14 protein-coding genes, 1 tRNA gene and 1 pseudogene are annotated in these 25218 nt (G+C 65.5%); 5 read left to right on the top strand and 11 right to left on the bottom strand.

Translation table 11 applies throughout. The features are described 5' to 3' along the window. Window positions 1-118: 118 nt before the first annotated feature. From VT84_RS07350 to VT84_RS07335, 4 genes and pseudogenes are all read right to left on the bottom strand, one after another. On the bottom strand, window positions 119-1534 hold the full coding sequence (locus tag VT84_RS07350) for a DUF6513 domain-containing protein (protein ID WP_082839089.1): 1416 nt from the start codon (window positions 1532-1534) through the stop codon (window positions 119-121). Between the two features lie 598 nt (window positions 1535-2132). Beyond that, window positions 2133-2366 (bottom strand): annotated as a pseudogene (locus tag VT84_RS42150) (glycosyltransferase); the annotation flags it as partial. Window positions 2367-2569: 203 nt separating this feature from the next. Then, window positions 2570-4066 carry an ArnT family glycosyltransferase gene (locus tag VT84_RS07340; protein WP_162271632.1) on the bottom strand — a complete coding sequence of 499 codons (1497 nt, stop codon included), beginning with the start codon at window positions 4064-4066 and terminating at the stop codon, window positions 2570-2572. 44 nt (window positions 4067-4110) lie between these two features. Continuing rightward, entirely contained in the window at window positions 4111-6225 is a 2115-nt protein-coding gene (locus VT84_RS07335; protein ID WP_082839086.1) for an ABC transporter ATP-binding protein, read from the bottom strand. Between the two features lie 879 nt (window positions 6226-7104). Here VT84_RS07335 and VT84_RS07330 point away from each other — a divergent pair. The 3 genes from VT84_RS07330 to VT84_RS07320 all read left to right on the top strand — a co-directional run bounded on the left by VT84_RS07330 (window position 7105) and on the right by VT84_RS07320 (window position 16723). Next, window positions 7105-7776 (top strand): hypothetical protein, encoded by a 672-nt coding sequence (locus VT84_RS07330; RefSeq protein ID WP_052559247.1) that lies wholly within the window; start codon window positions 7105-7107, stop codon window positions 7774-7776. 323 nt (window positions 7777-8099) lie between these two features. Continuing rightward, the gene (locus VT84_RS07325) at window positions 8100-15050 is read left to right on the top strand and encodes an SdrD B-like domain-containing protein (protein ID WP_082839085.1); all 6951 of its coding nucleotides are present in this window, start codon (window positions 8100-8102) and stop codon (window positions 15048-15050) included. A gap of 341 nt (window positions 15051-15391) precedes the next feature. Further along, window positions 15392-16723, top strand: coding sequence for a UDP-glucose dehydrogenase family protein (locus tag VT84_RS07320; protein ID WP_082839084.1), 1332 nt, complete (start codon window positions 15392-15394; stop codon window positions 16721-16723). Between the two features lie 43 nt (window positions 16724-16766). On the opposite strand, the gene VT84_RS07315 is transcribed toward VT84_RS07320, so the two are convergent. From VT84_RS07315 to VT84_RS07290, 6 genes are all read right to left on the bottom strand, one after another. Beyond that, on the bottom strand, window positions 16767-17891 hold the full coding sequence (locus VT84_RS07315) for a serine/threonine-protein kinase (RefSeq protein ID WP_082839083.1): 1125 nt from the start codon (window positions 17889-17891) through the stop codon (window positions 16767-16769). Between the two features lie 344 nt (window positions 17892-18235). Next, window positions 18236-19189, bottom strand: a complete 954-nt coding sequence (locus tag VT84_RS07310; RefSeq protein WP_052559238.1) for an endonuclease/exonuclease/phosphatase family protein — start codon at window positions 19187-19189, stop codon at window positions 18236-18238. A gap of 192 nt (window positions 19190-19381) precedes the next feature. Continuing rightward, window positions 19382-20512 (bottom strand): SIR2 family NAD-dependent protein deacylase, encoded by a 1131-nt coding sequence (locus VT84_RS07305; protein WP_082839081.1) that lies wholly within the window; start codon window positions 20510-20512, stop codon window positions 19382-19384. 92 nt (window positions 20513-20604) lie between these two features. Further along, window positions 20605-21450, bottom strand: coding sequence for an IS5 family transposase (locus VT84_RS07300; RefSeq protein WP_239465478.1), 846 nt, complete (start codon window positions 21448-21450; stop codon window positions 20605-20607). After that, complete coding sequence (locus VT84_RS07295; protein WP_082839080.1) at window positions 21447-21911, bottom strand: hypothetical protein; 465 nt, start codon at window positions 21909-21911, stop codon at window positions 21447-21449. The genes VT84_RS07300 and VT84_RS07295 overlap by 4 nt, the downstream gene beginning before the upstream one ends. A 35-nt stretch (window positions 21912-21946) precedes the next feature. Continuing rightward, a complete protein-coding gene (locus VT84_RS07290) occupies window positions 21947-22702 on the bottom strand; it encodes a glucose 1-dehydrogenase (protein WP_082839079.1) in 756 nt (251 codons plus the stop codon). 1028 nt (window positions 22703-23730) lie between these two features. On the opposite strand from VT84_RS07290, the gene VT84_RS07280 reads away from it, so the two are divergent. Beyond that, window positions 23731-23804: transfer RNA gene (locus tag VT84_RS07280), tRNA-Arg, on the top strand. 92 nt (window positions 23805-23896) lie between these two features. Beyond that, a complete protein-coding gene (locus VT84_RS07275; protein WP_082839078.1) occupies window positions 23897-24964 on the top strand; it encodes a tyrosine-type recombinase/integrase in 1068 nt (355 codons plus the stop codon). Here VT84_RS07275 and VT84_RS07270 read toward each other — a convergent pair. After that, window positions 24942-25184 carry a helix-turn-helix domain-containing protein gene (locus VT84_RS07270; RefSeq protein ID WP_082839077.1) on the bottom strand — a complete coding sequence of 81 codons (243 nt, stop codon included), beginning with the start codon at window positions 25182-25184 and terminating at the stop codon, window positions 24942-24944. The two genes, VT84_RS07275 and VT84_RS07270, sit on opposite strands and share 23 nt — an antisense overlap. Window positions 25185-25218: the final 34 nt, after the last annotated feature.

The raw sequence follows: 25218 nt of genomic DNA, 5'->3' as shown, positions 1-25218 counted from the left end.
AAATAACGCACGACCCGGAGCCCACACCCGGGGTTGAACCCCCGGGCTATTACCGGTGCCCCCTTCGGGGTCCGAAAACAACGCACGGTGTTTGCGCCCCAAAGCGAAATCCGGGGATTCACCCCCGGGTGTGGTCGCCCGAATTGCGGTGGCTCGCCTCGGGTACCGTGAGGAAGCCCCAACGCAGGGCCTGGTCCTGCGTGTAAGCCTTTCCGAGAGTGAGTGCTGTTACGGCTTTGGCGAATTCGTAGCCGAGGTAAAATGCGTGCGCGGGGTCGAGCTTGGGGTCGTTCGCCGCGAGTTGCTCGAACAGCGCGAACGGGTCCGTGCCGCGCAAATACGTGCTCCCGTTGATAACGTGCAGTTCCCCGCGTTCCGCGAAGATGCGGTAGTTCCGATCGGTCACGCGGCGCGCCAGTTCTTGCAGCAGTTCCTCGCCCTGTTCGGGCACCTTCGGGTCGCGGAGCATGACCAAGCCCGGTTCGAGGCGCTTTGGGAGCACCTTCTCGCGGACCGCGTGGAACACGAGCCGGCGCGCGAGGTCGAACTCCTTCACCGACGAGCGCGCCCAATTGATGACTTCCGTCGTCAGCACGCTGCGAACGCCGAGTTCCTGACAAAACCCCGCGAGTAGCACGTTCAACCCCGCGGAATCCACGTCCGTGAGTTCCGTGAGGTTCCCCACGCCCATCATCAGTTCCGCGTCGGGGAACCGGCGCCGCGAATCGACGTAGCGCCCGAGCGAGGCCGCGAACCCGAACCCGATCGGTTCGAGGATCGGGTCGAGGCGGTGCTTGATCCCGATACCGCGAAGAACGTCGACCGTGCGTTCGAGGCTGTCCGAATCGCTCGGGGTGTCCGGGATCGCAACGACTTCGACGCGCGGGTACGCGGCGTGCCACCGGCGCGCGTGCTCGACGTTCGTGCCGTTCACGCTCAACACGAGGTCCGCACCGGCCGCGAGCGCCGCGTCCACTTCGTCCGAATTGAAGCTGTCGATCGATACGCGGAACCCGTCCGCTCGGAGGGCACGAACCGCGTCGCCCACGCCGCCCCACGCGGGACCGGGGTCGCAGCCCAGATCGATCACGTCCGCGCCACTATCGCGATAGCGCCGGGCTTCGCGCAAGATCGTATCGAGCGACTTCTTCGCGGCGTGGTTCACCTCCGCGAGAATCTCGATGTCGTACTTCCCGTAGTCGCGCGGAGCGGACTGTTTGCCGAAGAACTCGGGCAGGTCGCGGAGGTCGGTCGGTCCGCGCTCGGCGGGAGCGCCCACCGCGCGCGACACGTCCTCGATTTCCCCGCGGCAAAACCCGGGGAGAATCACGCGATTGAGATCGGGGGGCAACGGGGGAAGGTGGCGCGAGACCCAGTTGGTCGTCATCAGCGCCGCAACGGTGATCGGGAGCACCGCGACGTGTGGCTCGAACGCGGCCTTCGGTGCGAGTTCTTCCACGACGCGCCGAAGGGCCGGCTCTGCCAGTTTCCCGGTGATGAACAGAATGCGCGGGAGAGGCGCGGGCGCACTCATGACGCGGGCACTGGAGAACCGGGGGACTCGGTTCCCCGGCGTTCGCCTCCGTCGCGGGTACGTCGGGCGCTGTGGGCGGGTTCCCCGCTTCCGGCGGCTTCACTTCGGCGGGTGTGTTGAAAGCGAACTTCGGGTCTCTGAACACTTTGCTCCGGTCCGCGGACACCGAAGCGAGCGGCGGGAGCGGCTCGGTCTTCGGGGTGAGCGGAACTTCGTCCATGATGCTGGTGAGGAACGTCGCCTTCGCCACGAGTTCGACGTGAACGAAGTCCCCGTCCGACTGGACCGGCACGCGCTTCAGGAACGCGGTGCGATAGAGTTTGAACTCGCTATTCACGTCCGCCAGCGGCACGCCGAAGACCCAGCTCGCGCGGTTCTTGTACCACCACTGTCCCCACCCGTACCACGGCGGCGAATCGACGATCGGTAGCCCCGCGAACACGCGCCAGAACAGCTTCCACAGGAAGCTGATCACTTTCACAAGAGCCGGGCGCGGTTGGCCGGCGCGGAACCCGCTGATGAGGTCCGGTTGTTTGCCGAAAATCTCGTCACGCAGCTCGATCCGCTCCAGCATCGACCGGATGTCGTTCGGCGTGTACTGGTTATCGATCCCCGCGTACATGAAGAGCGGCTGCGTGGTTTCCGCGAGCGCGGTTCGGAGGCACGCGCCGAACCCGCGGCGCGCGTCGTGCGTGAGCACTTGCAGGTGCGAGACCCGCGGTGCGAGCTTCTCTAAGGTGGCTGCGGTGCCGTCGGTGCTGCCGTCGTTCACGACGATGATCTGGTACGGCCGGTTCTGTTTACCGAGCACCAGTCCCCACGCGGGCAGCATCTTTTCGAGCTGCGCGGCCGCGTTGTGAACCGGGATGACGACGGTCACGCCGTCGTGTGGGGTAGTAGGTTTGGCCATAGATGGAAGAGCACAGAACCTACCCCCCGCCCTTCCCCGCTGGGAGGAAGGGGGCAAACGGAACGCTGTCCGCTGCTCCCGGCAGAGGAGCAGCGAGCGGAGCGAACGGGGAGGGGTTCACCCGGTCACTCCGCGGTGCGGAGGCACACCAGCGGGCGGGGCGGTCGAACGGAGGTGAAGTCCGCGAGCGTCGCGACCGGCACGAGTTTTCGGCCGGTGATGCGTTCGGCCTCGTCCACGTACTCGGGCGGCATCACGACCGCGTGCGGACCGGGCACCGCGAGCACTTCCCTCAGTTCGCCCCACTCCACCAAAGTATGCAGCGGCGCACCCAGATGGTAGGCGAGCAAATGCGACTCGGCCCGAAACAGCAGAATTGTTTGCGGTTTCGGAGCGTATTCGCGGATCGCGGCGGCGAACGGGCGCTTCTCCTGCCGGGCGTTTTCCGCCGGTTCGACCACGATCCACATCACCGGGCACACCGCGAGCGCACCCGCCACGAGCACCCCGAATCCCCACTTCGCACGCACCGCGGACCGCGCGTCGGCACGCGACGTGAGCCAGCGCTCGGCCGCGCAGCCCAGAGCAATGGCCGCTCCCGGGAACGCGGGCAACAGGTAATCCGCACGTTTGAATCGCGACGCCGACAGCACCGCGACCATTACCACGAGCCACACCACGCCCAAACGGAAGGCCCGATCTTCTTTCCAAACGCCGGACCGCAGTCCCCACCACACGAGCGGCACCAGCGGCAGCGTCCACGGCAGGAACGCCATCGCGAACCGCGGACCGTAGTACCACCAGGGGTGCGACGCGAGCGCCTCGGACGTGCCCGCGAAACGTTCGACGTTGTGGTGCCAAAAGAACACGCGCACGAACTCGCCCCGCGTCGCGTGCTGTGCCCACACGAACCACGGCACCGCGACGAGCGCGACCACGATCACGCCCACAATCGCCGAGAGCAGCGGCAGACGGGCGCGGTCCGCGGGCGCCGTTGCGAACCGCTCTGCGATCAGGAACGCGACCGCAGTGCTTCCGATAAGGGCCAGTCCCACCGGGCCTTTGAGCAGCACCGCACCACCAGCCGCGAGCGCGGAGAGGACGAACCACCCTTCTCTCCGCGCCACTCGCGTGCCTACCCCGGCCGTGGTTCCGCGGTAGAACGCGAATAGAGCCACCGTCACGGCACACGTCAGCGGAACGTCGATACGGGCGGTGCGCCCGATGGTGATGAAGTGGTTCGCCGTTCCCAGCGCGACCGCCGCCACGAGCGCGGTGGTTTTCCCGCTTTCGCGCCGGAGAAAGCCGTACACGAGGAGCACCGCCAGAATGCTACTCGCCGCGGCCGGAAAGCGCGCGGCCCAGGGAGACACGCGCCCGCCGTCCAAATACCCCGCGACCGCGCCGAGCCAGTAGTAACCGGGGGGCTTCTGGAGGTCGCGCTGTTCGTCGAAGAGCGTGGGCAGCCCCCACTCACCCGTATCGAGCATGCGCTGCGAGTTCTGCGCGGCGCGGGCCTCGTGGCTGCTCACCAGATCGCGCGCACCGAGCTGGAAGAAGAACAACAGGATCAGCGCGAGAACGGGAACCGCAGACGTGACGAACGGGAACCATCGCAGCACGAACCGATTCGACGTGCTGCGACCGAGAGTTAACGGAACGCTACTCATGCCGCGCCGCGCTGGGTCGGGTGTGAGGGCTTGGGCGTTTCGGTGAGAGGGGCGGACTCCTTCGTACCGCCCGGCGCGGCCGCGTCCGTCTTCCACATCTGCACCGACTCGAACAGCCGGCGGTACGATTCGCACCGCGTGAGCAGTTCCGCGTGAGTGCCGAAGTCGAGCAACTGGCCGGCGTCCATTATCGCCACGCGGTCCGCGATCTCCGGCACCGTGTGGAGCTTGTGCGTGATGAGGAACGTGGTGCGCCCCTTCACGAACTCCTTGAGCGCGTCGTGAATGTCGATCTCGCTCTGCATGTCGATGGCGCTGGTGAACTCGTCGAGGATCAGGATCTGCGGGTTCCGGAGGATGGCCCGCGCGAGCGCGACCTTCTGGCGCTCGCCGCCGGAGAAGTTGCTCCCGGCGGTGCCCATGAGAGCGTCGTACCCGCCCTCTTTCTTCTCGATGAACTCGTGCGCGCGGGCCTGTTTCGCGGCCGCGATCACCTCGTCGCGGGTGGCGCCGCGCTTGCCGTAGGCGATGTTGGCCAGCACCGTGTCGTCGAACAGTTGCGTGTCCTGGGTGACCACGCCGATCAGCTTGCGGAGCGAGCGCAGGTGCGCGGTGCGCAGGTTCACACCGTCGATGAGCACCGCGCCCGAATCCGGGTCGAAGAACCGCGGGAGCAGCGCGAGCAGCGTCGTCTTCCCGCACCCGTTCCCGCCCACCACCGCGATCGTCTCGCCCGCTTTAACGGTCAGGCTCACGTTATCGAGCGTCGGGGTGTCCGCGGCCGGGTTGTACGCGAAGCAGACGTGCCGGAACTCGATCCGCTTCTTCACCGCGGTCAGGCGCGGGCCGTCCGCGTTCCCGCCGATCGTCGGTTCACGGTCGTACAGCTCGAAGATCCGGGCCGACGCCGCTTCCGCACCCTGGAGCTTGGTGTACACGCTCGACAGCTTCCGCACCGGGTCCGCGATGGCCGCGAGGAACACGTAGAACTGCAACAGCGTTTCAAAACTGATCGGCTGCGAACACATGCGGAAAATGCCGATGTGCGTGCTCTGGCTGACCACCAGGTACACGCCGGCCCCGAGCGCCAGCCCGACCGAAAGAACAACCAGGACTTCGATCGCGGGGTTGGTGAACGCATCGATGTTCACGAGCCGCAGCGCCTTCCGGTAGAACTCGTAGTTCGCCTGCCGGAACCGGCGCCGCTCGTGGGCCTCGCGCGTGAACCCCTTGACCGCCCGGATGCCACCGAACGTCTCGTTCAGGATCTTGTACATGGCCGACATGCGCTGGAGCGCCTTCTTCGAGGCCTTGCGCATGGCCTTGCTCACGCGCATGAGCACGTACAGCGCGAGCGGCACGACCACGACGAACGTGACCGCGAGCTGCCAGCAAATGAAGCACGCGGCCGCGAAGCACGCGACCGCCTTGAGTGGCTCGGCGACCACCCGCCCGTACAGCACCTTGACGCCGGACCCGATCTGCTCCGTGTCGTTGGTGAACCGGGCCATGAGGTCGGTGGTCCCGGCCGAGGACAGTTGCCGCACGTCCTGCCTAACGACCCGGCGGAAGAACGAGTTGCGCAAATCGAACAGGGTGCGGTTCGTGACCCAGCCGACCAGGGACTCGTGAAGGAACTCGAACACGCCCTTCACGACCACGCAGACCAGCACCCCCACCATGATCCACAGGAACGCCTCGAACCGGTCCGTCGGCATGTACCGGATCAGCTTCGCGCGCAGCCACTGGTAGCGGTAGTCCCAACTCGCGTGGTAGTCCTGCAGGTCCGTGGCGCGGGCGAGGTCGGCCGAGTAGTTCCGCTTCTGTTTCTCGCGCTCGGGGGTGTCCGGCTTGGTTTCCAGTGTGGCCAGCGCGAAGTTGAGGTTCGCGACCTCCCGCGCGCGAATTTCGCGCTGCTTCTGCTGCTCCGCGATCTCCTCGTCGACCCACTGCTGGAGGTTCTTGCCGGAACTGAGGAGCTTGAGCACCGGGTAAATGGCGCCCAGGTTCACGCTCCACAGAACGGCCACAACCAGCGCACAAAAGACCGACGCCACCAACCGCTGCCGGTACGGCCACGAGAACCACACGCTCCGCCGGAAGTTCCGCATCGGTCTCGACTCTCCCCACTCACCTCGGAACCCACAGTTCGCGGGCGCCGAGCGCGGCGTTATAACCTTCCCGCCCGAGCAGAACAAGCCGGCTTACCCCGAGCGCCCGGCCCCGATTTCCCCCTCGACCTACCACCATTTCAAACCCAAGAGCGCACCCGCCTCTTCCAGCTCCATCAGTGAAGAATCTCTTCACAAAAGGACACGGGCGTGTAACTCCTTCCGAAATCGGACCGGCCGGCCTCGCGCGGTAGCCCCCGGAGCAGCGGTTAATGTGTTGCCAAAAAGAAGCGCGCAACAACAAGTTCTGTACTCTCCGGCTGCTCTCGTGCACGGGCCAACTACCCGATGTATTTAGTGACAAACGACTTGTAGAAACGAACATAGGATACGGTGCCGCAACTCGTACCCGCCTAAGGTGGTTGCTGCATGCTAGAAATTTTCGCACATCCCCCTTAACTCGTGTAACTTGCAATTGCTATACTCACTCACACAACGGTGCCCCAAACACCAGTTTTGGAACTTAGCCCGCCGCCTGCTTGGCGCGGTAGCCCGCCGGAGTTGATGCGCCCCAACCCGGATTCGCCCATGCCGATGCTAACGCTTCTTTCGGCAGTGTTTACTGCTTTGGGAAGGTTATTCCTCGTCGTGGTAAACTGCTCGTTTCCCGCGCCCTGCGTGGGACTTGACCTTCGGCGCAAGTCACTGCGAACCGCGTAGCAGTTCGCAGTGAGTGTTGGTGGCCAACACCGAACGGCGATGCCCCCAAACGCGGCACGTTCGGCGCGTCAAGAAAGGTAACGCGGGACGTGCCCCTCACGCCCCGCGTTCGGTGTCGCGGTTCCCGTTCCCCGCCGATTCCCCGAGGAGGCTCCTGTGATGAGTCGTTTCCGAAATGTTCTGCGCGTGCTGGCCGCCGTTTTGGTCGGCACAGCTATTTTTGGAGCGCCGACTCAGGCGCAGGCCGCGTTCGCCATTCAGTACAGCATCGACGGCGGCACGTTCATCACGATCAACGACGGCGACTCCGTTGCCGGCCTGAAGATCACCGCGTCGAGCTACACGGACCCGACGGTTTCGCTCCTCGACCTGCACGTGACCGGTACCTTCATCCCGAGCAGCGAAACGCACACCATCGTGATTCAGGCAACGGTGACCGACCTGACCACGGCCCCCGCGCCCCAAACGCTGACCACGAAGTTCACCGGCGGCACCAGCACGGGGACGGCGACCTTCACCGGGCAGTCGTGGGTAGACGACGCCAACAACTTGTTTGGAATCCCAGGCACTTTCACCACCGGGAGCATTGTCCCGGGCAACGGGATCACCCCCGACTTCGTTGGAAGTTTCACGGGGAACGTACCGTACTCCCTGACGACACAGATCACCATCGCCACGGAAGGTAGAAAAGAAGTGAATCTCGGGGCGGACATCGACAACGTGGTCACCCCGACCCCGGCCCCCGCCGGGATCGTCTTGGTGCTAAGCGGGTTGCCGCTCCTCGGCATCGCGCGACTGCGCCGCCGGAACCTCGCCGCGCCGGTGGCGTAACGATCCGCTCACCGAGACCGGCTCCCCTTGGTGCTCAACCCGAGCACCAAGGGGATTCTGGCCCTCTGAATTTTTAACGTCGGGCGCGCCGCCGCGTCGAATCAAACCCGCTTCAGATAGTGCGATGAATCAGGCTCCGGGAAGCGTGCTTCCACGGAATCGGACGTTTGTTTGCCCGCGAGCTGCGGCCCGCTTCGGCCGCAGCTCGTTTTTTTGATTTTTGGACGCTTCCGCCAATCGCGTGTCCGTTCAGGCGGTTGACGAAAGCACTCAACACTGTGGCTCCCCCTTAGAGCCCTCACCCAGATTCAGGAACCTCCGTCATGACGCCTACGTGGAAGACGTTCCTTTCGCGGCTCCACTCGACGATTTCCGGTACCGGGCGGCGCCCGGTGCGCACGCGGCGCCTCAAGCCCCTCGCCATCGAACAACTCGAAGACCGCTTGGTGCCCTCGTTCGCGCTGCGGTTCAGTACCAACGGCGGCGCGACCTTCGGGGCCGCTGTCACCGACGGAAGCATCAACGACACCGACCCACTAGCCGGCACCATCGGCGTGAACATCGGGGCCATCTCGATCAAGGCCTCGTCCCTGGGGTCCACCAGTGCCGCGAGCACGACCCTGAACTTAGCCGTTACGGGTACCGCGGCGGCTTCGGCCACGGTCGGGCACGACATCGTCGTCCAGGCAAGTCTCGACGACCTCACCACGGCCCCCGCGCCCCAAACGCTCGTTTACAGTTTCACCGGTTCGACCCCCTCGGGCGGGACCGTGACCGCACAAACGTGGGTCGACGACGGCAACACACTATTCGGGACAACCGGCGACACGACTGGCGCCAAGATCATCCCGGCGAGCGGGTCTCTCGTGGTGAGCGACACGGTCCCCTACTCGTCCACGACGCAACTCCGGCTCGTATTCAAGAACAGCACCCCGATCAACCTGAGCCTGAACAACCTCAACACGATCACCGCGAGCCCGGAACAAAAGGCCGAGATCCACGGAACGAAGTTCGAGGACGTGAACGGCAACGGCACGCGCGAGGGTGGCGAGAGCGGTCTGTTGGGTTGGACGATCCAGTTACTGGATACCAACGACAATGTACTGGCCACTACGCTCACCGCGGTCGACGGCTCGTACTCGTTCACCAACCTCACCCCGGGCATTTACCGGGTTCGCGAAGTGAACCAAGCCGGGTGGACCCAAATCACGGCGAACCCGGGCGACATCGGAACGGTCAGCGGCTCGAACATCACCGGTATCGACTTCGGTAACTTCAAGAACATAACGATCGCGGGCACGAAGTACACGGACATCACGGGCGACAGCTTCAGCTCCGACGACACCCCGCTCGCCGGGATCACCGTCAACCTGTTCAAGAACGGCGCCCTCGTCGCCACCACCACCACCGCCAGCGACGGCACCTACTCGTTCGCGAACCAGGGCCCGGGCAACTACTTCGTCCAGGAACTCGTGCCCACCGGGTATCAGCAGACCGGGGGCAACGCGGGCTACACCATCGTCGCCACCAGCGGCCTCGTCAGCAGCAGCAACAACTTCGACAACTTCCAACTCGCCAAGATCACCGGTAAGAAGGTCAACGACATCACCGGCGACGGGATCACCAGCGACGACACCGGGCTCGGTGGCGTCACCATCAACCTGTACCAGAACAACGCGAGCGGGGCACTCGTCGCCTCTACCACCACCGCCGCCGACGGCACCTACTCGTTCGACAACCTCGCCCCCGGCACCTACTTCGTCCAAGAACTCGTTCCCGCCGGGTACCAGCAGACCGCCGGGAACGCCGGGTACACCGTCACCGTCGGGGGCACCGGGGTCCAGAGCGGGGGAACCGCCACCGGCAACAACTTCGCCAACTTCAAACAGGTCACCATCACCGGGACCAAGTTCACCGACATCACGGGCGACAGCTTCAGCTCCGACGACACCCCCCGCGCCGGCGTCACCATCAACCTGTACCAGAACGGGAGCTTCGTCACCAGCACCGTGACCGGGGCCGACGGCACGTACAAGTTCGAGAACCTCGGGCCGGGTAACTACTTCGTCCAGGAACTCGTGCCCGCGGGCGCCACGCAGACCGGGGGCAACGCCGGGTACACCATCGCCGCCACTAGCGGCCTGAACAGCGCCGACAACAACTTCGACAACTTCTACCACGGCCAGATCACCGGCAAGAAGGTCACCGACCTCACCGGCAACGGACTCAGCGCCGATGACACCGGGCTCGGTGGCGTCACCGTCAACCTGTACAAGGCAACGTCCACACTCACTCTGATCGCGAGCACCGTAACCGCGGCCGACGGTACGTACTCCTTCGGGGATCTGGACCTCGGCACCTACTTCGTCCAGGAACTCGTCCCCAGCGGATACGTCCAGACCGGTGGAAACGCGGGCTACACCATCACTGTCGGACCCGGCGGCGTGGTCAGCGGGGGCACCTCCTCGGGCAACGACTTTGCCAACTTCCAGAAGGGATCGATCACCGGGACCAAGTACACGGACCTCACCGGCAACGGGCTTTCGGGCGACGACACCGGGCTCGGTGGTGTCACCATCAACCTCTATTCCGGCAACTCGACCGCGGGCACACTCGTTGCCAGCACCGTAACTGCGGCCAACGGTGCGTACTCGTTTGGCGACCTCGCGCCCGGTACCTACTTCGTCCAAGAACTCGTGCCCGCAGGTGCGACACAAACGGCCGGAAGCGCCGGCTATGTGGTGGTCATCGGACAAGGCGGCGTGGGCAGCGGGGGCACGTCTTCCGGTAATAACTTTGCGAACTTCTATCGCGGTCAGATCACCGGGACCAAGTTCACCGACAAGACGGGCGACGGGATCACGAGCGACGACGCGGGCCTGGGCGGGATCACGATTAACCTGTACCAGAACAACGCCAGTGGCGCACTGATCGCCACAACCACCACCGCCAGCGACGGCACCTACTCGTTCGGGAACCTGGATCTGGGTACCTACTTCGTCCAGGAACTCGTGCCCGCAGGCTCGACGCAGACCGCCGGCATTGCTGGGTACACCATCACCGTCGGTCCCGGCGGTGTGACCAGCGGCGGCACGTCCGCTGGTAATAATTTCGCCAACTTCAAGAACATAACGATCGCGGGCACGAAGTACACGGACATCACGGGCAACAGCTTCAGCTCCGACGACACCCCGCTCGCCGGGATCACCGTCAACCTGTTCAAGAACGGCGCCCTCGTCGCCACCACCACCACCGCCAGCGACGGCACCTACTCGTTCGCGAACCAGGGCCCGGGCAACTACTTCGTCCAGGAACTCGTGCCCACCGGGTATCAGCAGACCGGGGGCAACGCGGGCTACACCATCGTCGCCACCAGCGGCCTCGTCAGCAGCAGCAACAACTTCGACAACTTCCAACTCGCCAAGATCACCGGTAAGAAGGTCAACGACATCACCGGCGACGGGATCACCAGCGACGACACCGGGCTCGGTGGCGTCACCATCAACCTGTACCAGAACAACGCGAGCGGGGCACTCGTCGCCTCTACCACCACCGCCGCCGACGGCACCTACTCGTTCGACAACCTCGCCCCCGGCACCTACTTCGTCCAAGAACTCGTTCCCGCCGGGTACCAGCAGACCGCCGGGAACGCCGGGTACACCGTCACCGTCGGGGGCACCGGGGTCCAGAGCGGGGGAACCGCCACCGGCAACAACTTCGCCAACTTCAAGAAAATCACGATCAGCGGGACCAAGTATAACGACATCACGGGTAACAGTTTCAGCTCCGACGATACCCCGCTCGCTGGCGTCACCATCAACCTGTTCAAAGACGGTGGCACCACGCCCGTCGCCACGACCGTGACCGCTTCCAACGGCACCTACTCGTTCGATAACCTCGCCCCCGGCACCTACTTCGTCCAAGAACTCGTTCCCGCCGGGTCCGTCCAAACCGGGGGCAACGCGGGTTACACCATCGCCGCCACTAGCGGCCTGAACAGCACCGGGAACAACTTCGACAACTTCAAGAAGGTGTCCGTCACCGGTACGAAAGTTACCGACAAGACGGGCAACGGGTTCACCAGTGACGACGCCGGGCTCGGCGGGATCACGATTAACCTGTACTCCGGCACCTCGACCGCGGGTACCCTCGTTGCCAGCACGACGACCGCATCGAACGGTACGTTCTCGTTCAGCAATCTCGCACCGGGTACCTACTTCGTCCAGGAAGTCGTGCCCAACGGCTACGTCCAGACCACCGGGACCAGCGGCTACGCCGTCACCGTCGGCGGCACCGGCATCCAGAGCGGCGGGACGTCGGCCAACAACAACTTCGCGAACTTCCAGAAGGTGAAGATCACCGGGACCAAGTTCCAAGACATGGACGGCTGCGGGTTCGGTTCGGACGATGTGGTGCTGGGCGGGGTTACGGTCAATTTGTACTCCGGCACCTCGACCGCGGGTACCCTCGTTGCCACCACCGTAACTGCGGCCAACGGTACGTTCTCGTTCGAGGGCCTCGCGCCGGGCACCTACTTCGTCCAGGAAGTGGTCCCCGCCGGGTGGACGCAAACGGGTGGGAACGCCGGGTACGTGGTCACCGTCGGCGGGACCGGGGTCCAGAGCGGCGGCACCGCGAGCGGCAAGAACTTCGATAACTACAAGAAGCCGAACCCCGGCATCGATATCGAGAAGACCACGAACGGGCCGACCAACTCCAACACGACGGCCCCCGACTACGACAACGAAGACGCCGTGGACGGCCCGGGCGTGCCGATTCTCACCCCGGGTTCCACCGTCACCTGGACCTACAAGGTCACGAACACGGGTGACGTGGCGTTCACGACCAGCCAGATCGCCATCGTGGACGACAACGGGACGCCGGGCCTCACGTCCGACGACCTCTCGATCGCCAACGGGAAGATCACGTTCCTGAGCGTGCAGACCGGCGACTCCGACAACATCCTGGAACCGGGCGAGGTGTGGTTGTACAAGGCGACCGGTACCGTTCAGGACTTCTCGGTCCCCGTAGCCGGTTCGTCCGTCTCGTTCGACTTCTCGGGCAACAGTCCCGTCAGCGGGACGGCCGGCAACGTCCGCACGTTCACCTCGTCCGGGGTGTCGGTCAACGCCAGCGCCTTCAGCCGGGACAAAACCACCGGCGCCTGGTCCACGGCGTACCTGGGCAGCTACGGTGGCGGGCTGGGCGTCACCGACACCAGCGAGAGCGGGAGCAGCAACTCCCACACGGTCGATAACTACGGGCGCGACAACTACGTGCTGTTCGAGTTCTCCGAAAGCGTCGTCATCGACTCCGCCTTCCTCGGCTACGTCGTGGGCGACAGCGACCTGACGGTCTGGATCGGCACGAAGACCGGCGCGTTCAATAACCACCTCACGCTCAGCGACAGCGTGCTGGCGAGCCTCGGGTTCACCGAGGTCAACCTGGGCGGGTCGAGCACCCGGACCGCGAACCTGAACGCGGCCCTGCTCGCGGGCAACGTGCTCGTCATCGCCGCCAAGACCGGCGACTCGGACGACAATTTCAAGATCGAGACGCTGTGCCTCCAGAAGGTCAAGCCCGGCGTTTACGAGAACAAGGCCACCGTCACGGTCCCCGGGGACAGCGACAGCGACCTCAGCCACTACAAGAACCCGCCCGCGGCGGTGGGCGGGTCGATCAGCGGCACCAAGTACCTCGACGTGAGCGGGAACGGCCTGAACAAGACGGCCGGCACCTACTCCCCGGCCGACACGCCGCTCGCGGGCGTGACGATCTACCTCGACCTGGACAACGACGGCCGGCTCGACGCGGGCGAGCCGCAGACGGTGACCGACGCGAACGGGAACTACCTGTTCACGGGCCTGTCCTCGAAGACGTACTACGTCCGCGAAGTGGTCCCCGCGGGCTTCGTCCGCACCGGCCCGGCGCTCTCGGACTACTACGCCGTGGCGGTCGCCACGGGCAAGAGCTACACCGGGTACGACTTCGCCAACGCCGAGGCGTGCGACACGTGCGTGGAGAACACGATCACGTGCGTGTCGTACACGATCTACCACACGGACGGCACGCGCGAGACCGTCAGCGACCTGCGCGGGCGCACCCGCGAGGGCGACCTGATCACCGTCACGTTCAAGGTCAACGTCCCGACCGGGCAGACACAACAGGTCACGTTCGTCAGCTACACGGCTCCGGGCGCGGACTTCGACGCGAACACGGCGAGCCAGCAGAAGATCTACGACCTGGACACGGACGAGTTCGGTCCCGGTACCCACACGCTGACGGTCCGCGTCCCGAACTGCTACTACCAGGTCGACTTCGTCTGCGGGTTCGCGATCGACAAGCTCGGGCCGGCGAACAGCAACATCTTCTACACGCCGCAGAAGCGCCTGCTGAGCGCGGACAACGGCGGGGACGATTGCTGCGACAACGCCGGCACGATCAGCGGGTACAAGTTCAACGACGCGGACGCCGACGGGGTGTGGGACAACGGCGAGAAGGGGCTGTCGGGCTGGGTCGTCTACCTCGACGGCAACAACAACGGGTACAAGGACTCGTGGGAAACCGCCACCGTCACCGACGCGAACGGGTACTACAAGTTCAACAACCTCGCCGCCGGGAACTACCGGGTCCGTGAGGTCCAGCAGTCCGGGTGGGTCCAGAGCGCGGCCCCGGCCCTCGTCGCCCTCACCACCGGTCAAAACAAGACCGGCGTGAACTTCGGGAACGTGGCCGGGAGCCTGGTGTCGGGTTGCGACACGGCCTCGATCGACTTCTGGAACTGCTCGAGCGGCCAGAACCTGATCAAGTCGCTCAACGGCGGGTCCACGAAGACCGCCCTGGGCACCTGGCTCGCGAACAACTTCTCGAAACTGTACGGGTCGTCGAGCAGCTACAACCTCAGCGGCAAGACGAACGCACAGGTCGCGTCGTACTTCCAGACCCTGGCCGGGAAGACGGACAAGCTCGAGGCCCAGATCCTGGCGACCGCGCTGGCCGTGTACGCGACCGACTCCGACCTGGCCGGTGGGACCTACGCGCGGAACTACGGGTTCAAGGTCACCACCACGGGCATCGCCGACGAGTTCTACAACATCGGCACCAACGGCGCGCTCTTCGGGGTCGCGAACGGGGGCGTGCGGACCGTCTGGCAGATCCTCGTGGCGGCCAACAACTCCGCGACCAGTGGCCTCGCGTGGAACGGGAACTCGACGACCCGCAACGCGGCCCGCACACTGTTCGCCGGGCTCAACGACGTGGGCGGCATCGGGTAACCCGGACGTAGTATCGCGGCTCGGGTCAGCGGGCCGCGGCGCCAGGCAGCGGGGTACGGGTGTGTTAAAGCACCCGTACCCCGCTGCCGTTTGTCCCTCGAAGTTCACAAAGTTGTGTGCCCGCTCATTAGCGCTCTTCGCCCGGATCTTTCTTGGCGAACTGTGCGAGTTTCTTTAAACAGGCTCCCCAAGTCCCCGATTCGCGCCACACAATAGTGAGACACAATCCGTGTTGACGATTGGAACGGTGCCGTTTTAAATTCCCTCTTCGCCGCGCGGTTCGGGGCCTCTTTCCGGTTCGGAGAGATCGCCGCTCCGAATACACCTGGAGCGACCTTATTGTGAAAGTTGCGATCATCGGAACCGGGTACGTCGGCCTCGTGACCGGCACGTGTCTCGCGGAGAGCGGGAACGACGTCGTGTGCGTGGACAACAACCCCAAGAAGATTGCGGTCCTGCAGCAGGGCGGCATCCCGATCTACGAACCGGGCCTCCAAGAGCTGGTCGCGCGAAACGCGCGCGACGGGCGCCTCGCGTTCACGCCCGACCTGGCCGCGGCGGTGCGCGCCGCCCGGCTCGTGTTCATCGCGGTGGGCACGCCCCAATCCGACGAGGGCGACGCCGACCTCACGGCCGTGTTCGCGGTCGCGGACGCGATCGGCGAGGCGCTCAAGGACGCCCCCCCGGGTCCACCGGGAACCCGCGTCGTGGTCACCAAGAGCACGGTCCCGGTCGGGACCAACGCCAAGGTCGCCGAGCGCCTGGCCGCGAAGGGTTGCGCGCACGTCGACGTGGCGAGCAACCCGGAGTTCCTCAAGGAAGGGGCCGCGATCGAGGACTTCATGAAGCCCGACCGCGTGGTCGTGGGGGCGCGCCGGCCCGAGGCGGCCGAGGTGCTCCGGGAGCTGTACGCCCCGTTCCTGCGCACCGAGCGCCCGTTCCTGGTGATGACCCCGGAATCGGCCGAAATGACCAAGTACGCGGCCAACGCGATGCTCGCGACCAAGATCAGCTTCATCAACGAGATGGCGAACCTGTGCGACCGGCTCGGGGCCGACATCAACGACGTGCGCAAGGGCATCGGGCACGACCAGCGGATCGGGTTCCAGTTCCTGTTCCCCGGTCCCGGGTACGGCGGGTCGTGTTTCCCCAAGGACGTGGAGGCGATCATCGCAATGGGCCGGCGCACCAACTTGCCGCTCGAACTGATGCGCGCGGTGGACGCGGTGAACGACGCACAGAAGCTCGTGCTCTTCGAGAAGGTCCGCGCGCACTACGGCGACGGGCTCGCGGGGAAGACGCTGGCCGTGTGGGGGCTGGCGTTCAAGCCCCGGACCGACGACATCCGCGAGGCCCCGGCCCTGACGCTCATCGACGCCCTGCTCGAAGCGGGCACACAGGTCCGGGTCCACGACCCGGAAGCGACCGCCAACGTGCGCGCGATTTACGGCGACAAGTTGCACTACGCGGACCGGCCTTACGGGGCACTGGAGGGCGCGGACGGGCTGGTGGTCGTGACCGAGTGGGCCGAGTTCCGCAACCCGGACTTCGAGGTGATGAAGCGGCTCCTGGCCCAGCGCGTGATCTTCGACGGCCGAAACGTGTACGACCCCCGAATGCTCCGACAGTTCGGGTTCACTTACTACGGCATCGGGCGCGGGGCACGTGTGTAGTTCGCGCCAAGGTGTTGCGAGCGCCTCGCGTGAAAATGTGCCGCTACTGCCCCGAGCGCGGGGCGGTCGCGGGGGCATCAGCGGGCGTGGAAAGCTCGGACTCGGTCGCAGTGGGACCGTCGAGTGTGGGGAGTGTAGGGAGCGTGGGGCACGTCGAAATGTGAACCGTCGTTTCGGCCGCGGCCGTCACGAGGGGGGTCGCGAACGGGGCGAGTGCTTCGGCCGCGGCCCGCGCGGACGGGAACCGCCCCTTCGGTTCGCGCGCCAACAGGCGCCCCACGACCTCCGACAAACCCGCGGGCAAATCGGGGCGCAGTTCGTGGATCGGGCGCACGTTCTCGGTCACGCGCCGCAAGGCCCGCGCGACCGGCGTACTGCCGGGGAACGGCACTTCTCCGGCGAGCAAGTGGTAGAGGGTGCACCCCAGTGAATACTGGTCCGACCGGCGCCCCACGTTGCGGGCGTTCAGGACCTGCTCGGGGGCGGCGTAATCCGCGGTACCGACCAGCCACCCGGCTTGCGTCAGCACCTCGCCGTCGGCGTCCGGGTTCATCCGCTCCTTGACCAGCCCCACGTCCAACAACTTCACGGTCCGCCCGCCTTCGGCAAGGCTCACGTTGCCCGGCTTGATGTCGCGGTGAATCAGGCCGCGCTCGTGCATGTGGTGCAGCCCGAGCGCGGCCTGGCGCGCGTACTCGCACGAGTGCCCGACCGGGAGCCGCTCGCCGGCGGCCAGCACCCGAGCGAGGTCCGGACCGGGGACGTACTCCATCACCAAGTAGCACGCGCGCCCGATGAGACCGGCGTCGTAGGCGTGAACCACGTTCGAGTGGTCCAGGTGGCCCAGTGCCCGCACTTCGCGCAGGAACCGTGCGCGCCCGCGTTTGTTATCGAGGCGGTCGGGGCGCAGCACTTTGATCGCCGCCGGGCGCCCGAACGAGCGGTGCCGGGCCAGGAACACCTGCCCCATGCCGCCCTCACCGATCCGATCGACGAGAACGTAAGAGCCGACGAACAGCCGCGCCCCGTGCCCCCGGAGCAACCAGCGCCCCTGGAGCGGCGTCAGCCATTTACGGCGGACGAGTTCCGTGGTGAGCTGCTCTTCGGACGCGAATCGCGCGCGCAGACCATCGATATCCGCGAGGCGTTCGGGGGCGAGCAGGGCCAAATGATCGATCAGCGCGGACAGGGCGAATCCTCACGCGGGTTGAACGTGCAAAACCACACCAAACCGGCTCGGGTTGGAATCGGCTGTGCAATTAAGAAGCCGGGGAACACGAACCGGGCTGGGCGCTTGGCGGATTTAACACGGACCGTAACTTCCTTGAATTTAACGGGTCCACGCGCACTGTCAATGTGAACCTTTCCAAGTACGAATATCCGATCGATTCGAGTGTAGGGAAATTGGCTTCTGGGTAACGGACGGCGGGTGCGTGACTTTGCTCCCGCATGAAAAGCGGCACCGGTTCGTGCGACGCACAAACGCGCTCCGCGGACCGAACGCGATCGGCTTCAAGGCGCTTTGAGTCCGCCGACCGGCCAAGCGACGTCGGCGATCACCGGGCGGTGCGGCGACCCGATGTTCGGGCCGACCCAACACGCGCTCGCGCGCCCGCCCCCGCCGACGAGGACGTGGTCGATCCGGACCGCCGCGACGCGCACGATAAACGTGTGCCCCCACCCCCACCCGGCCGACGCAAAGGCGTTCTCGTACTCGCCCCAAACCTGGCGGAAAATGTCGCTGTGCGGGGGCGTGTTGAAGTCCCCCGCGAGGACGACCGGGCCGTCCACCCGCCCGGCCCAATCCGCCAAGTTCCGCGACTGGATCCAGCGCAACTCACTGTTCGCGAGAATATTATCGAACCCGAACGTCCCCCCCTTTGCCACTTCACTCAAACCGTCGCGCGGGCTGGCCAGGTGAACGCTGAACAGGGTGACGGCCCCGGCCGGCGCGTCCAGCGCGTAGCGCGTGACGGACCCCTGCGTCCCGGCGGACTGGTTGCCGAGCGGTTCGACCCGACGAATGGGGTAGCGGCTCGCCAAAAAGTGCCCGCTGTCGCGGTGCGTGTGCCACTCGGGAGCGGTGAGCACTTCGGACCGGTTCTTCGAGTTCCATTCTTGAAGCACTACGACATCGGGCCGGGCGTCCGCAACAAGGGCCTCCAGCGGCGCAGCCGACATGCGCGCGTAGTGCGCGTTGCAGGTGAGCACGCGGAGCCGCGCACCCGTCGGCACACCGTCCGCACTCGCGCCGGCCCACGGCACACAGAATTCCGCTACCGGGCCAACAGTTATGACGAACGCGGGCACGAGAGTTCGCAGCGCCCGGCGGTGAAAGGCCGCCGCAACAACGAGAAGTGCGCCGGGGAGCAGGGCCACGAGGTGGAGCGGGGCGAACATCACGACCGTGGCCACGGGCCACGAGTCCGCGAACCGCAAAACGCCCCACAAACCGAGCGCCAACACGAGACAGCACCACCCACTAATCGCAACGAGTCGGCGGCGCAACGAGGAGCGCGGGGGCGGCGTGTGGTGGGGACTAAAAAAAAGCTGCGGCGGGTCACCAGAAGGTATATTCATCATTCCGCTCGGCGTGGTACCGGGGCAAGGACACGCAAATTGAGAGCGACGGCGCCCGACCGACCTTACACGAACATTTTACTCGCCACCGGAACCGCTGACGAGTGCCCCGTCGGGCGGCTCCAGTCCCAACCCGCGGAGCAGTCGCTCGATCTGCGGCCACGCGACCGTTCCGCGAATGGCGCTCGCGTCGGCACCGGTCACGTCTTTCACGAAGCGCACCAGGGCGTCCCGCAATTGGCGCTCTCCCGGCGTCAGCAGTGAATCGAACCGCTCCCCGACCAACAGGTGGGCCGCGTCTCGCGTCCGGGACACCAAATAGTCGAGAAACACTTCCAGGCGCCGGGCCGCTTCGGGCGCCGCAAAGTTCGCCATCGTCTCGGGCACATCGGCCATGCGCACGCGCCGAATATCTTGGTCCCACAGCATTTCGGCCAATCCGCCCGCACCGAGTGATAGGGCCGTTCCAAAGTGCCCCGGAGGGCGGTGTTCCCCGCGTAAGCGCCGCACCGCGTCCACGATGCGGTGGAAGTTGTCATCGGTCATCGAGAAACCGACGAACAGAACGTGTCGCGTGACAAGAAACGCCTGAACCATTCCGCTAAGGGCCGGGAGCTGCTCGTCGTAGCGCGTGTAACTGGAGCGCGTTAGAACCACTCGGTCCGGGTCCGAGAGGCACCCGTGCATCTTCAGGAGCCAGCGCCGGGCGTCCGGTTTGATCGCGCCCGGTAGCACCGACAACCCGTCGGGATCGGACAGCGCCCAGGCGTCCTCGAACAGTTGGTCGTAATTGGTGGTGATCGCTTCGCGGACCGGAAGCGCGGCAAGTAGTGCGTGGGCAAGAGCGTAGTGCCGGCGCGGGCCGAGAGCCGAAGCAACCGTTCGGCCGATCGAACCCCCGCGTGCTTTGAGGCGCCGTTCGATCACGGTCGCCTGATCGAGTGCGTTGCGTAGCTCCGCGAGTGCGGCACGCTCCTCGCGAGACATTTCTGCCCGAACCGCCAGTTCGTCGAGCAACCCGCCCCAACTGGGAAGTCCGGCCGCGATGCTTACCCCCGCACCGAGAAAGAGCGCGAGTTCGCCCCGCAGAGCGTGTGCGGCCAGGCGCTGGGCTTCGGCCCTCAATTGTTCGGTGAGGTCCGTGGGCCAGTCCGCCCGGCGCACGCGCTCGGCCTGGGCCGCGGCGTGACTGGCAGAATCCCAGCACACGAGCGCGACATCGAACTCCCGCTCTCCGGGGAACGTCCGCGCGGTAAATGCTTCCAGTTCTGGCAGAAGTGCCTGAAAGGCCGTCTAGAAAGCTAGGATTTCACCGCCTTGGGCGGTCTCCTCAGTAGGTCATCGTCCTTGTTCTTGTCGGGCAAGCCGAACCGCGACATGCGATGGATCATGGCGATGTAGATCCATGCCTCGCTGCTCTTGGTGTTGTGCTCATAATCCTTGGACAGGCGCCGGTACCGGCCGAACCAGCCGAACGTGCGCTCCACGATCCATCGCCACTTGTGGACCTCGAATGTGGTCTGACCGGGGCGCCCGGTGACCACCTCCAGTACCCACCGCGCGTGCCCCTTGATCCACTCGCCCAGGGCGCTCGCCCGGTAGTTCGCGTCGGCCCACACCTTGGCCAACCGGGGCATCGTCTTCCCGACCTTCTCGAACACCTTCACCGCCCCGTCCCAGTCGGTCGGGGCCGCGGGAAGAACGACCAAACCCCAGATCAGCCCGAGCGTGTCCACGAGCACGTGGCGCTTGCGCCCGGACACCTTCTTGCCCGCGTCGTACCCCTTCGGGCCGCCGGCCTCGGTCGTCTTCACCGACTGGCTGTCGATGATCCCGGCACTCGGAGTTGGTTCCCTTCCGCCGCACACCCGGATCTCGGACCGCAGGGCGTTATGTACCTGCTCCCACACCCCCGCATCGCGCCACGTGTAGAAGTAGTAGCTGACCGTCTTCCACGGCGGGAAGTCGTGCGGCAGCATGCGCCACGTACACCCGCCCCGGGCCAGGTACAGGGCCGCGTTCACCACCTCACGTACCGGGTACGTGCGCGGACGACCGGTCTTCCCATTACCCTGCGGGAACAGGTGCCCGATGTTGTCCCACTGAAGGTCCGTCAGGTCGCTCGGGTAGCGCTCGCGAGTGCTCATACCCGAATGGTAACGACCACCCCAAACGGCTCCCGGGACCGCTTTCTAGACGGCCTTTGAACGATCTCGCCGGCCCGCTCCGCCCCACCGCCCTGCCCCGTACCCACGACCGGTAGCGCGAGCAGCGAACGGGCACGGCCAAAGAGTGGTGGAAGGTCGTTCGTGGCGATCTCGGTCGCGGCGGTGTTGAGGAACTCGGCCGCGCCGGAGGTGTACCAGGACACCGGCTGCCCGCCGCGCCCGATCCAGCACAACCACGGTTGCGGGCGGTTCGGTGCGGGGGCGATGAGCGGTTGCACGCGGCTCTGCCCGTCGACAAACCGGCGCCCCTCGCGCGGGCCGGCGTAGTCCGGCGGGAACCACTCGTACCCGGGGCGCGCGCTGCGGCTGCACGGGACGAGCCACGCATCGCAAGCGAGGCGCCGAACGTCGCCGCGAACGATGAACACGTGCCCCGGCATCGTGGTACCCCGCGAGCGCCCCGCCCGGGCCGAAATCAAAGCCGGATGCCGCCGGACACGTCGAGCCACGAGCCCGTCACCCAGCGGGCGTCGTCGGACGCGAGGAACGCGGCGGCGTCCGCAATGTCCTTCGGGTCACCGATCCGACGCAGCGCGGTCGCCTGTTCCTCCTGGCGCTCCTCTTCCTTGGTTTTGCCGCTCTTTTCACTGTTCATGTCGGTCCGCGTCGAGCCGGGTGCGAGCACGTTCACGCGAATGCCCTTCGGCCCCAACTCGGCCGCGAGTACGCGGGTCATCACGTCGATCGCGCCCTTCGTGGCCGTGTACACCACCGCACCGGGGTACGCCATCCGGCTGATCGCGCTGCCGATGTTGATGATGCTCCCGCCGGCCGTCATCAGCTCGGCCGCGTGCTTGACGCAGAGCAGGTACCCGCGCACGTTCACGTTGAAGTGCGCGTCGATGGATTCCGCGGTCACGTCCGTCAGGAACGTGCGCTGCATGATCGCGGCGTTGTTCACCAGCACGTCGAGCCGGCCGAACGCTTTTGTCGTGGCGGCGAACAGCCTGGGGATCTCGGTCGGGGTTCCCACGTCCGCTTTCACGGCCACGGCCGATCCGCCGGCCGCGGTGATCGCCGCGACCACGGCGTTGGCCTCGGCCTCGCTCCGGGCATAGTTGACGACCACTTTCGCCCCGTCCGCGGCGAGCCGGGTGGCGATGGCCGCCCCGATCCCGCGCGACCCTCCGGTAACGAGCGCGACCTTCCCGGCGAGCGGTTTATCGGACATGGATGCTCCTGTAACGTGCGTGTGAAGAGAACCGCGTAGACAAGCCTATGGGAGCACGGAGAAAGAACCTAACCCCCACCCCAGGGCCAACGCAGCTAATTCGCTTTGAATCCTTGTTCTGGGCCGCGTGAACGCCCGACGCCGTGCCACCGAGTGCCACAGCGTCGGGGATCACCGCCACGCGAGCCGACAACTCCCGGCGGCGACGTGAGACCACCTTCCGGTCGCGCCGCTCAACGAGTTCCGCTCCGACCTCAATGTGCGAGCCGCCCGACCAGGCTCTCGCTGACGACAGTGTTTGCCATGCGAACCGCGTTGGTGGCACCGCTGAACGAGGAGAACCGTGCGGTCGCGGTGCCGATTCGCTCGCGGACAGAGGAGCTACAACCGTGTTCATCCAACCCCAGTACCGTTCGCGGGGGAAAAATCCCGGCGACTGTCGGGGCAGCGAGCCACTCGCTCGACACTGCACAGTCCCACAAGGCAGTTCGCTAGTGAGCCGTTGGGCTTGTTGCTGGGACGGGAGGTGGAAGGTTCCTTCGGTCGGCCCTTGCGTGGCGGTGGTAGCGATCTGCTGCAAGGGTCGGAAGTCGACATTAAGACCTGGTCCACCGTTCCCGAATGTCCGTTTGGAAACAATTTGGGGCCACTGAGCTGCAAGGTCGTGGAGCTCTTGGCGTTCTTCGGGCACGAATCGCGGGAGCGCCATACCTCATCCTGCCCTGAAGTTACGTCAATGACAGTTTCAGCACTTCCTACCCCGTAGCGGAATTAACGCAAGCGCCCGCGCCGACCGCGACGTGACCTCCGCAATGCCCCGGGTTTTGTTCGGCTTGTTCGCGGACGTGTGCGCGATAGAATCGTCGATGAACCTGTCGGCTGTTCATCGAGAGCAGCCGTTGTAACTCGGCCACGGGTGTTACTCGCACTCTTGGTCATTTGCGAAGATACTGGGGGTCACAACTGGTGTCAAACGAAGTGAAGCGAGTGAAACGAAAAGCTCATAAGTGACTGAAAAGAAAGTATTTGCACCCGTAGCTCAACTGGATAGAGCATCGGTCTTCGGAACCGAGGGTTAGAGGTTCAAATCCTCTCGGGTGTACTGAACTTACGGAGAATCTGCCCGCGTGTGGCAGAGAATTCTGGCAGAAAAAGTGACCTCCTACCCAGCATTTCACTCTGGGAGGTCAACTCATGCCGCACATGCCCAAACCGTTCTTCCGAACGGCCCGGAGCGCCTGGTACGTTCAACTCGGGAAGCAGCAACTCAAACTGTGCGACGGGCCGAAAACGGCCCTCACGGAAAAGGCCGCGTGGAGCGCGTTCCACCAACTCATGGTGGAACGGGCCGCCAACGACAACACCCCGCAGGCATCGACCTCGAGCGCCTCGCCACCGGCCCTGAACGGACTTCTCGTCAGCGAACTGTTCGACAAGTACCTGGAGTGGTGCCAGAAGCACCGGGAGAAGCGCACCTACGACGGGTACGTGTGGCACCTGCAGCGGTTCTGTGACCACCTCAAGGACCGGACCACGATGCCCGCTCTGGCCCTGCGTCCGTTCCATGTCGTCGAGTGGCTCGACGCGCACCCGGGTTGGGGACCCACGTACCGGCGCAACGCCACCGGCGCGGTCCAGCGGGCGTACAACTGGGCCGAGGAGCTCGGGCACATCGAAATCAACCCGGTGCGCAAGATCAAGAAGCCCGCGGCCCGACGCCGCGAGGAGTTCGTGACCCCAGAGGACTGGGTGCGGATCCGGGACAGCTACCCAGCCGGTGACCCGTTCCGCGCGTTCCTGGAGTTCTGTTGGCACACCGGGTGTCGGCCCCAGGAGGCTCGCATCATCGAGCCCCGGCACGTACACCTCGACAAGGCCCTGATCACGATTCCCCCCAAGGAGGCCAAGGGGCGAAAGAAGTGGCGCGTGATCCGGCTCGAGGGCCGGGCCCTGGAACTCGCGCGCGAACGGCTCGCCGGCGCACGGGGTACCTTGTTCGTCAACCGCGACGGGGCGGCGTGGACCTCGTACGCGGTTAACTGCCGGTTCGGGCGCCTCAAGGAGAAGCTCGGGGAGCGGTTCTGCGCGTACGAGTTCCGCCACGGGTTTACCCAGCGGCTCCTCATCAGCGGCGTGGACCACCTGACCGTGGCGGCCCTGTTGGGACACGCGGACGGGCAGATGGTCCAGAAGGTGTACAGCCATATGGATCAAGCGGACGCGCACTTGCGGGACGCGCTCAAGAAAGCCGAAGGTGCTTGAGCGCGGGTTTGCGCGCCGGGTGCCGGCGCGGCCCCGGTTGCGCGCGCGTAACCTTGAACGCGGCAAGTGTGGCGTCGAGGTCTTCGCGCTGGATCCGGATGTGCCCGCGGCGCCCCTTCGCTCCCAATCGGAGCACGGGGAGCAGGCCGGACGTGACCCACTCGCGGATGAGCCGTTCCGAAACCGTCGCGTACACCGCCGCCTGTGCGACCGTGAGCATTATTCCCCCTTTGGAGTGAGTCTGTCCTGAATCA

It is taken from the genome of Gemmata sp. SH-PL17 (genome assembly GCF_001610855.1).
In the GTDB taxonomy this organism is placed as follows: Bacteria; Planctomycetota; Planctomycetia; order Gemmatales; family Gemmataceae; genus Gemmata; species Gemmata massiliana.
This window is presented reverse-complemented; position numbering and strand designations above follow the sequence as displayed.

What these genes read in the sequence shown, in the direction of transcription:
- VT84_RS07350 (WP_082839089.1), bottom strand. Translation starts at nt 1,534, where the DNA reads ATGAGTGCGCCCGCGCCTCTCCCGCGCATTCTGTTCATCACCGGGAAA.
- VT84_RS07335 (WP_082839086.1), bottom strand. Translation starts at nt 6,225, where the DNA reads ATGCGGAACTTCCGGCGGAGCGTGTGGTTCTCGTGGCCGTACCGGCAG.
- VT84_RS07330 (WP_052559247.1), top strand. Translation starts at nt 7,105, where the DNA reads ATGAGTCGTTTCCGAAATGTTCTGCGCGTGCTGGCCGCCGTTTTGGTC.
- VT84_RS07325 (WP_082839085.1), top strand. Translation starts at nt 8,100, where the DNA reads ATGACGCCTACGTGGAAGACGTTCCTTTCGCGGCTCCACTCGACGATT.
- VT84_RS07300 (WP_239465478.1), bottom strand. Translation starts at nt 21,450, where the DNA reads ATGAGCACTCGCGAGCGCTACCCGAGCGACCTGACGGACCTTCAGTGG.
- VT84_RS07295 (WP_082839080.1), bottom strand. Translation starts at nt 21,911, where the DNA reads ATGCCGGGGCACGTGTTCATCGTTCGCGGCGACGTTCGGCGCCTCGCT.
- VT84_RS07290 (WP_082839079.1), bottom strand. Translation starts at nt 22,702, where the DNA reads ATGTCCGATAAACCGCTCGCCGGGAAGGTCGCGCTCGTTACCGGAGGG.
- VT84_RS07275 (WP_082839078.1), top strand. Translation starts at nt 23,897, where the DNA reads ATGCCGCACATGCCCAAACCGTTCTTCCGAACGGCCCGGAGCGCCTGG.
- VT84_RS07270 (WP_082839077.1), bottom strand. Translation starts at nt 25,184, where the DNA reads ATGCTCACGGTCGCACAGGCGGCGGTGTACGCGACGGTTTCGGAACGG.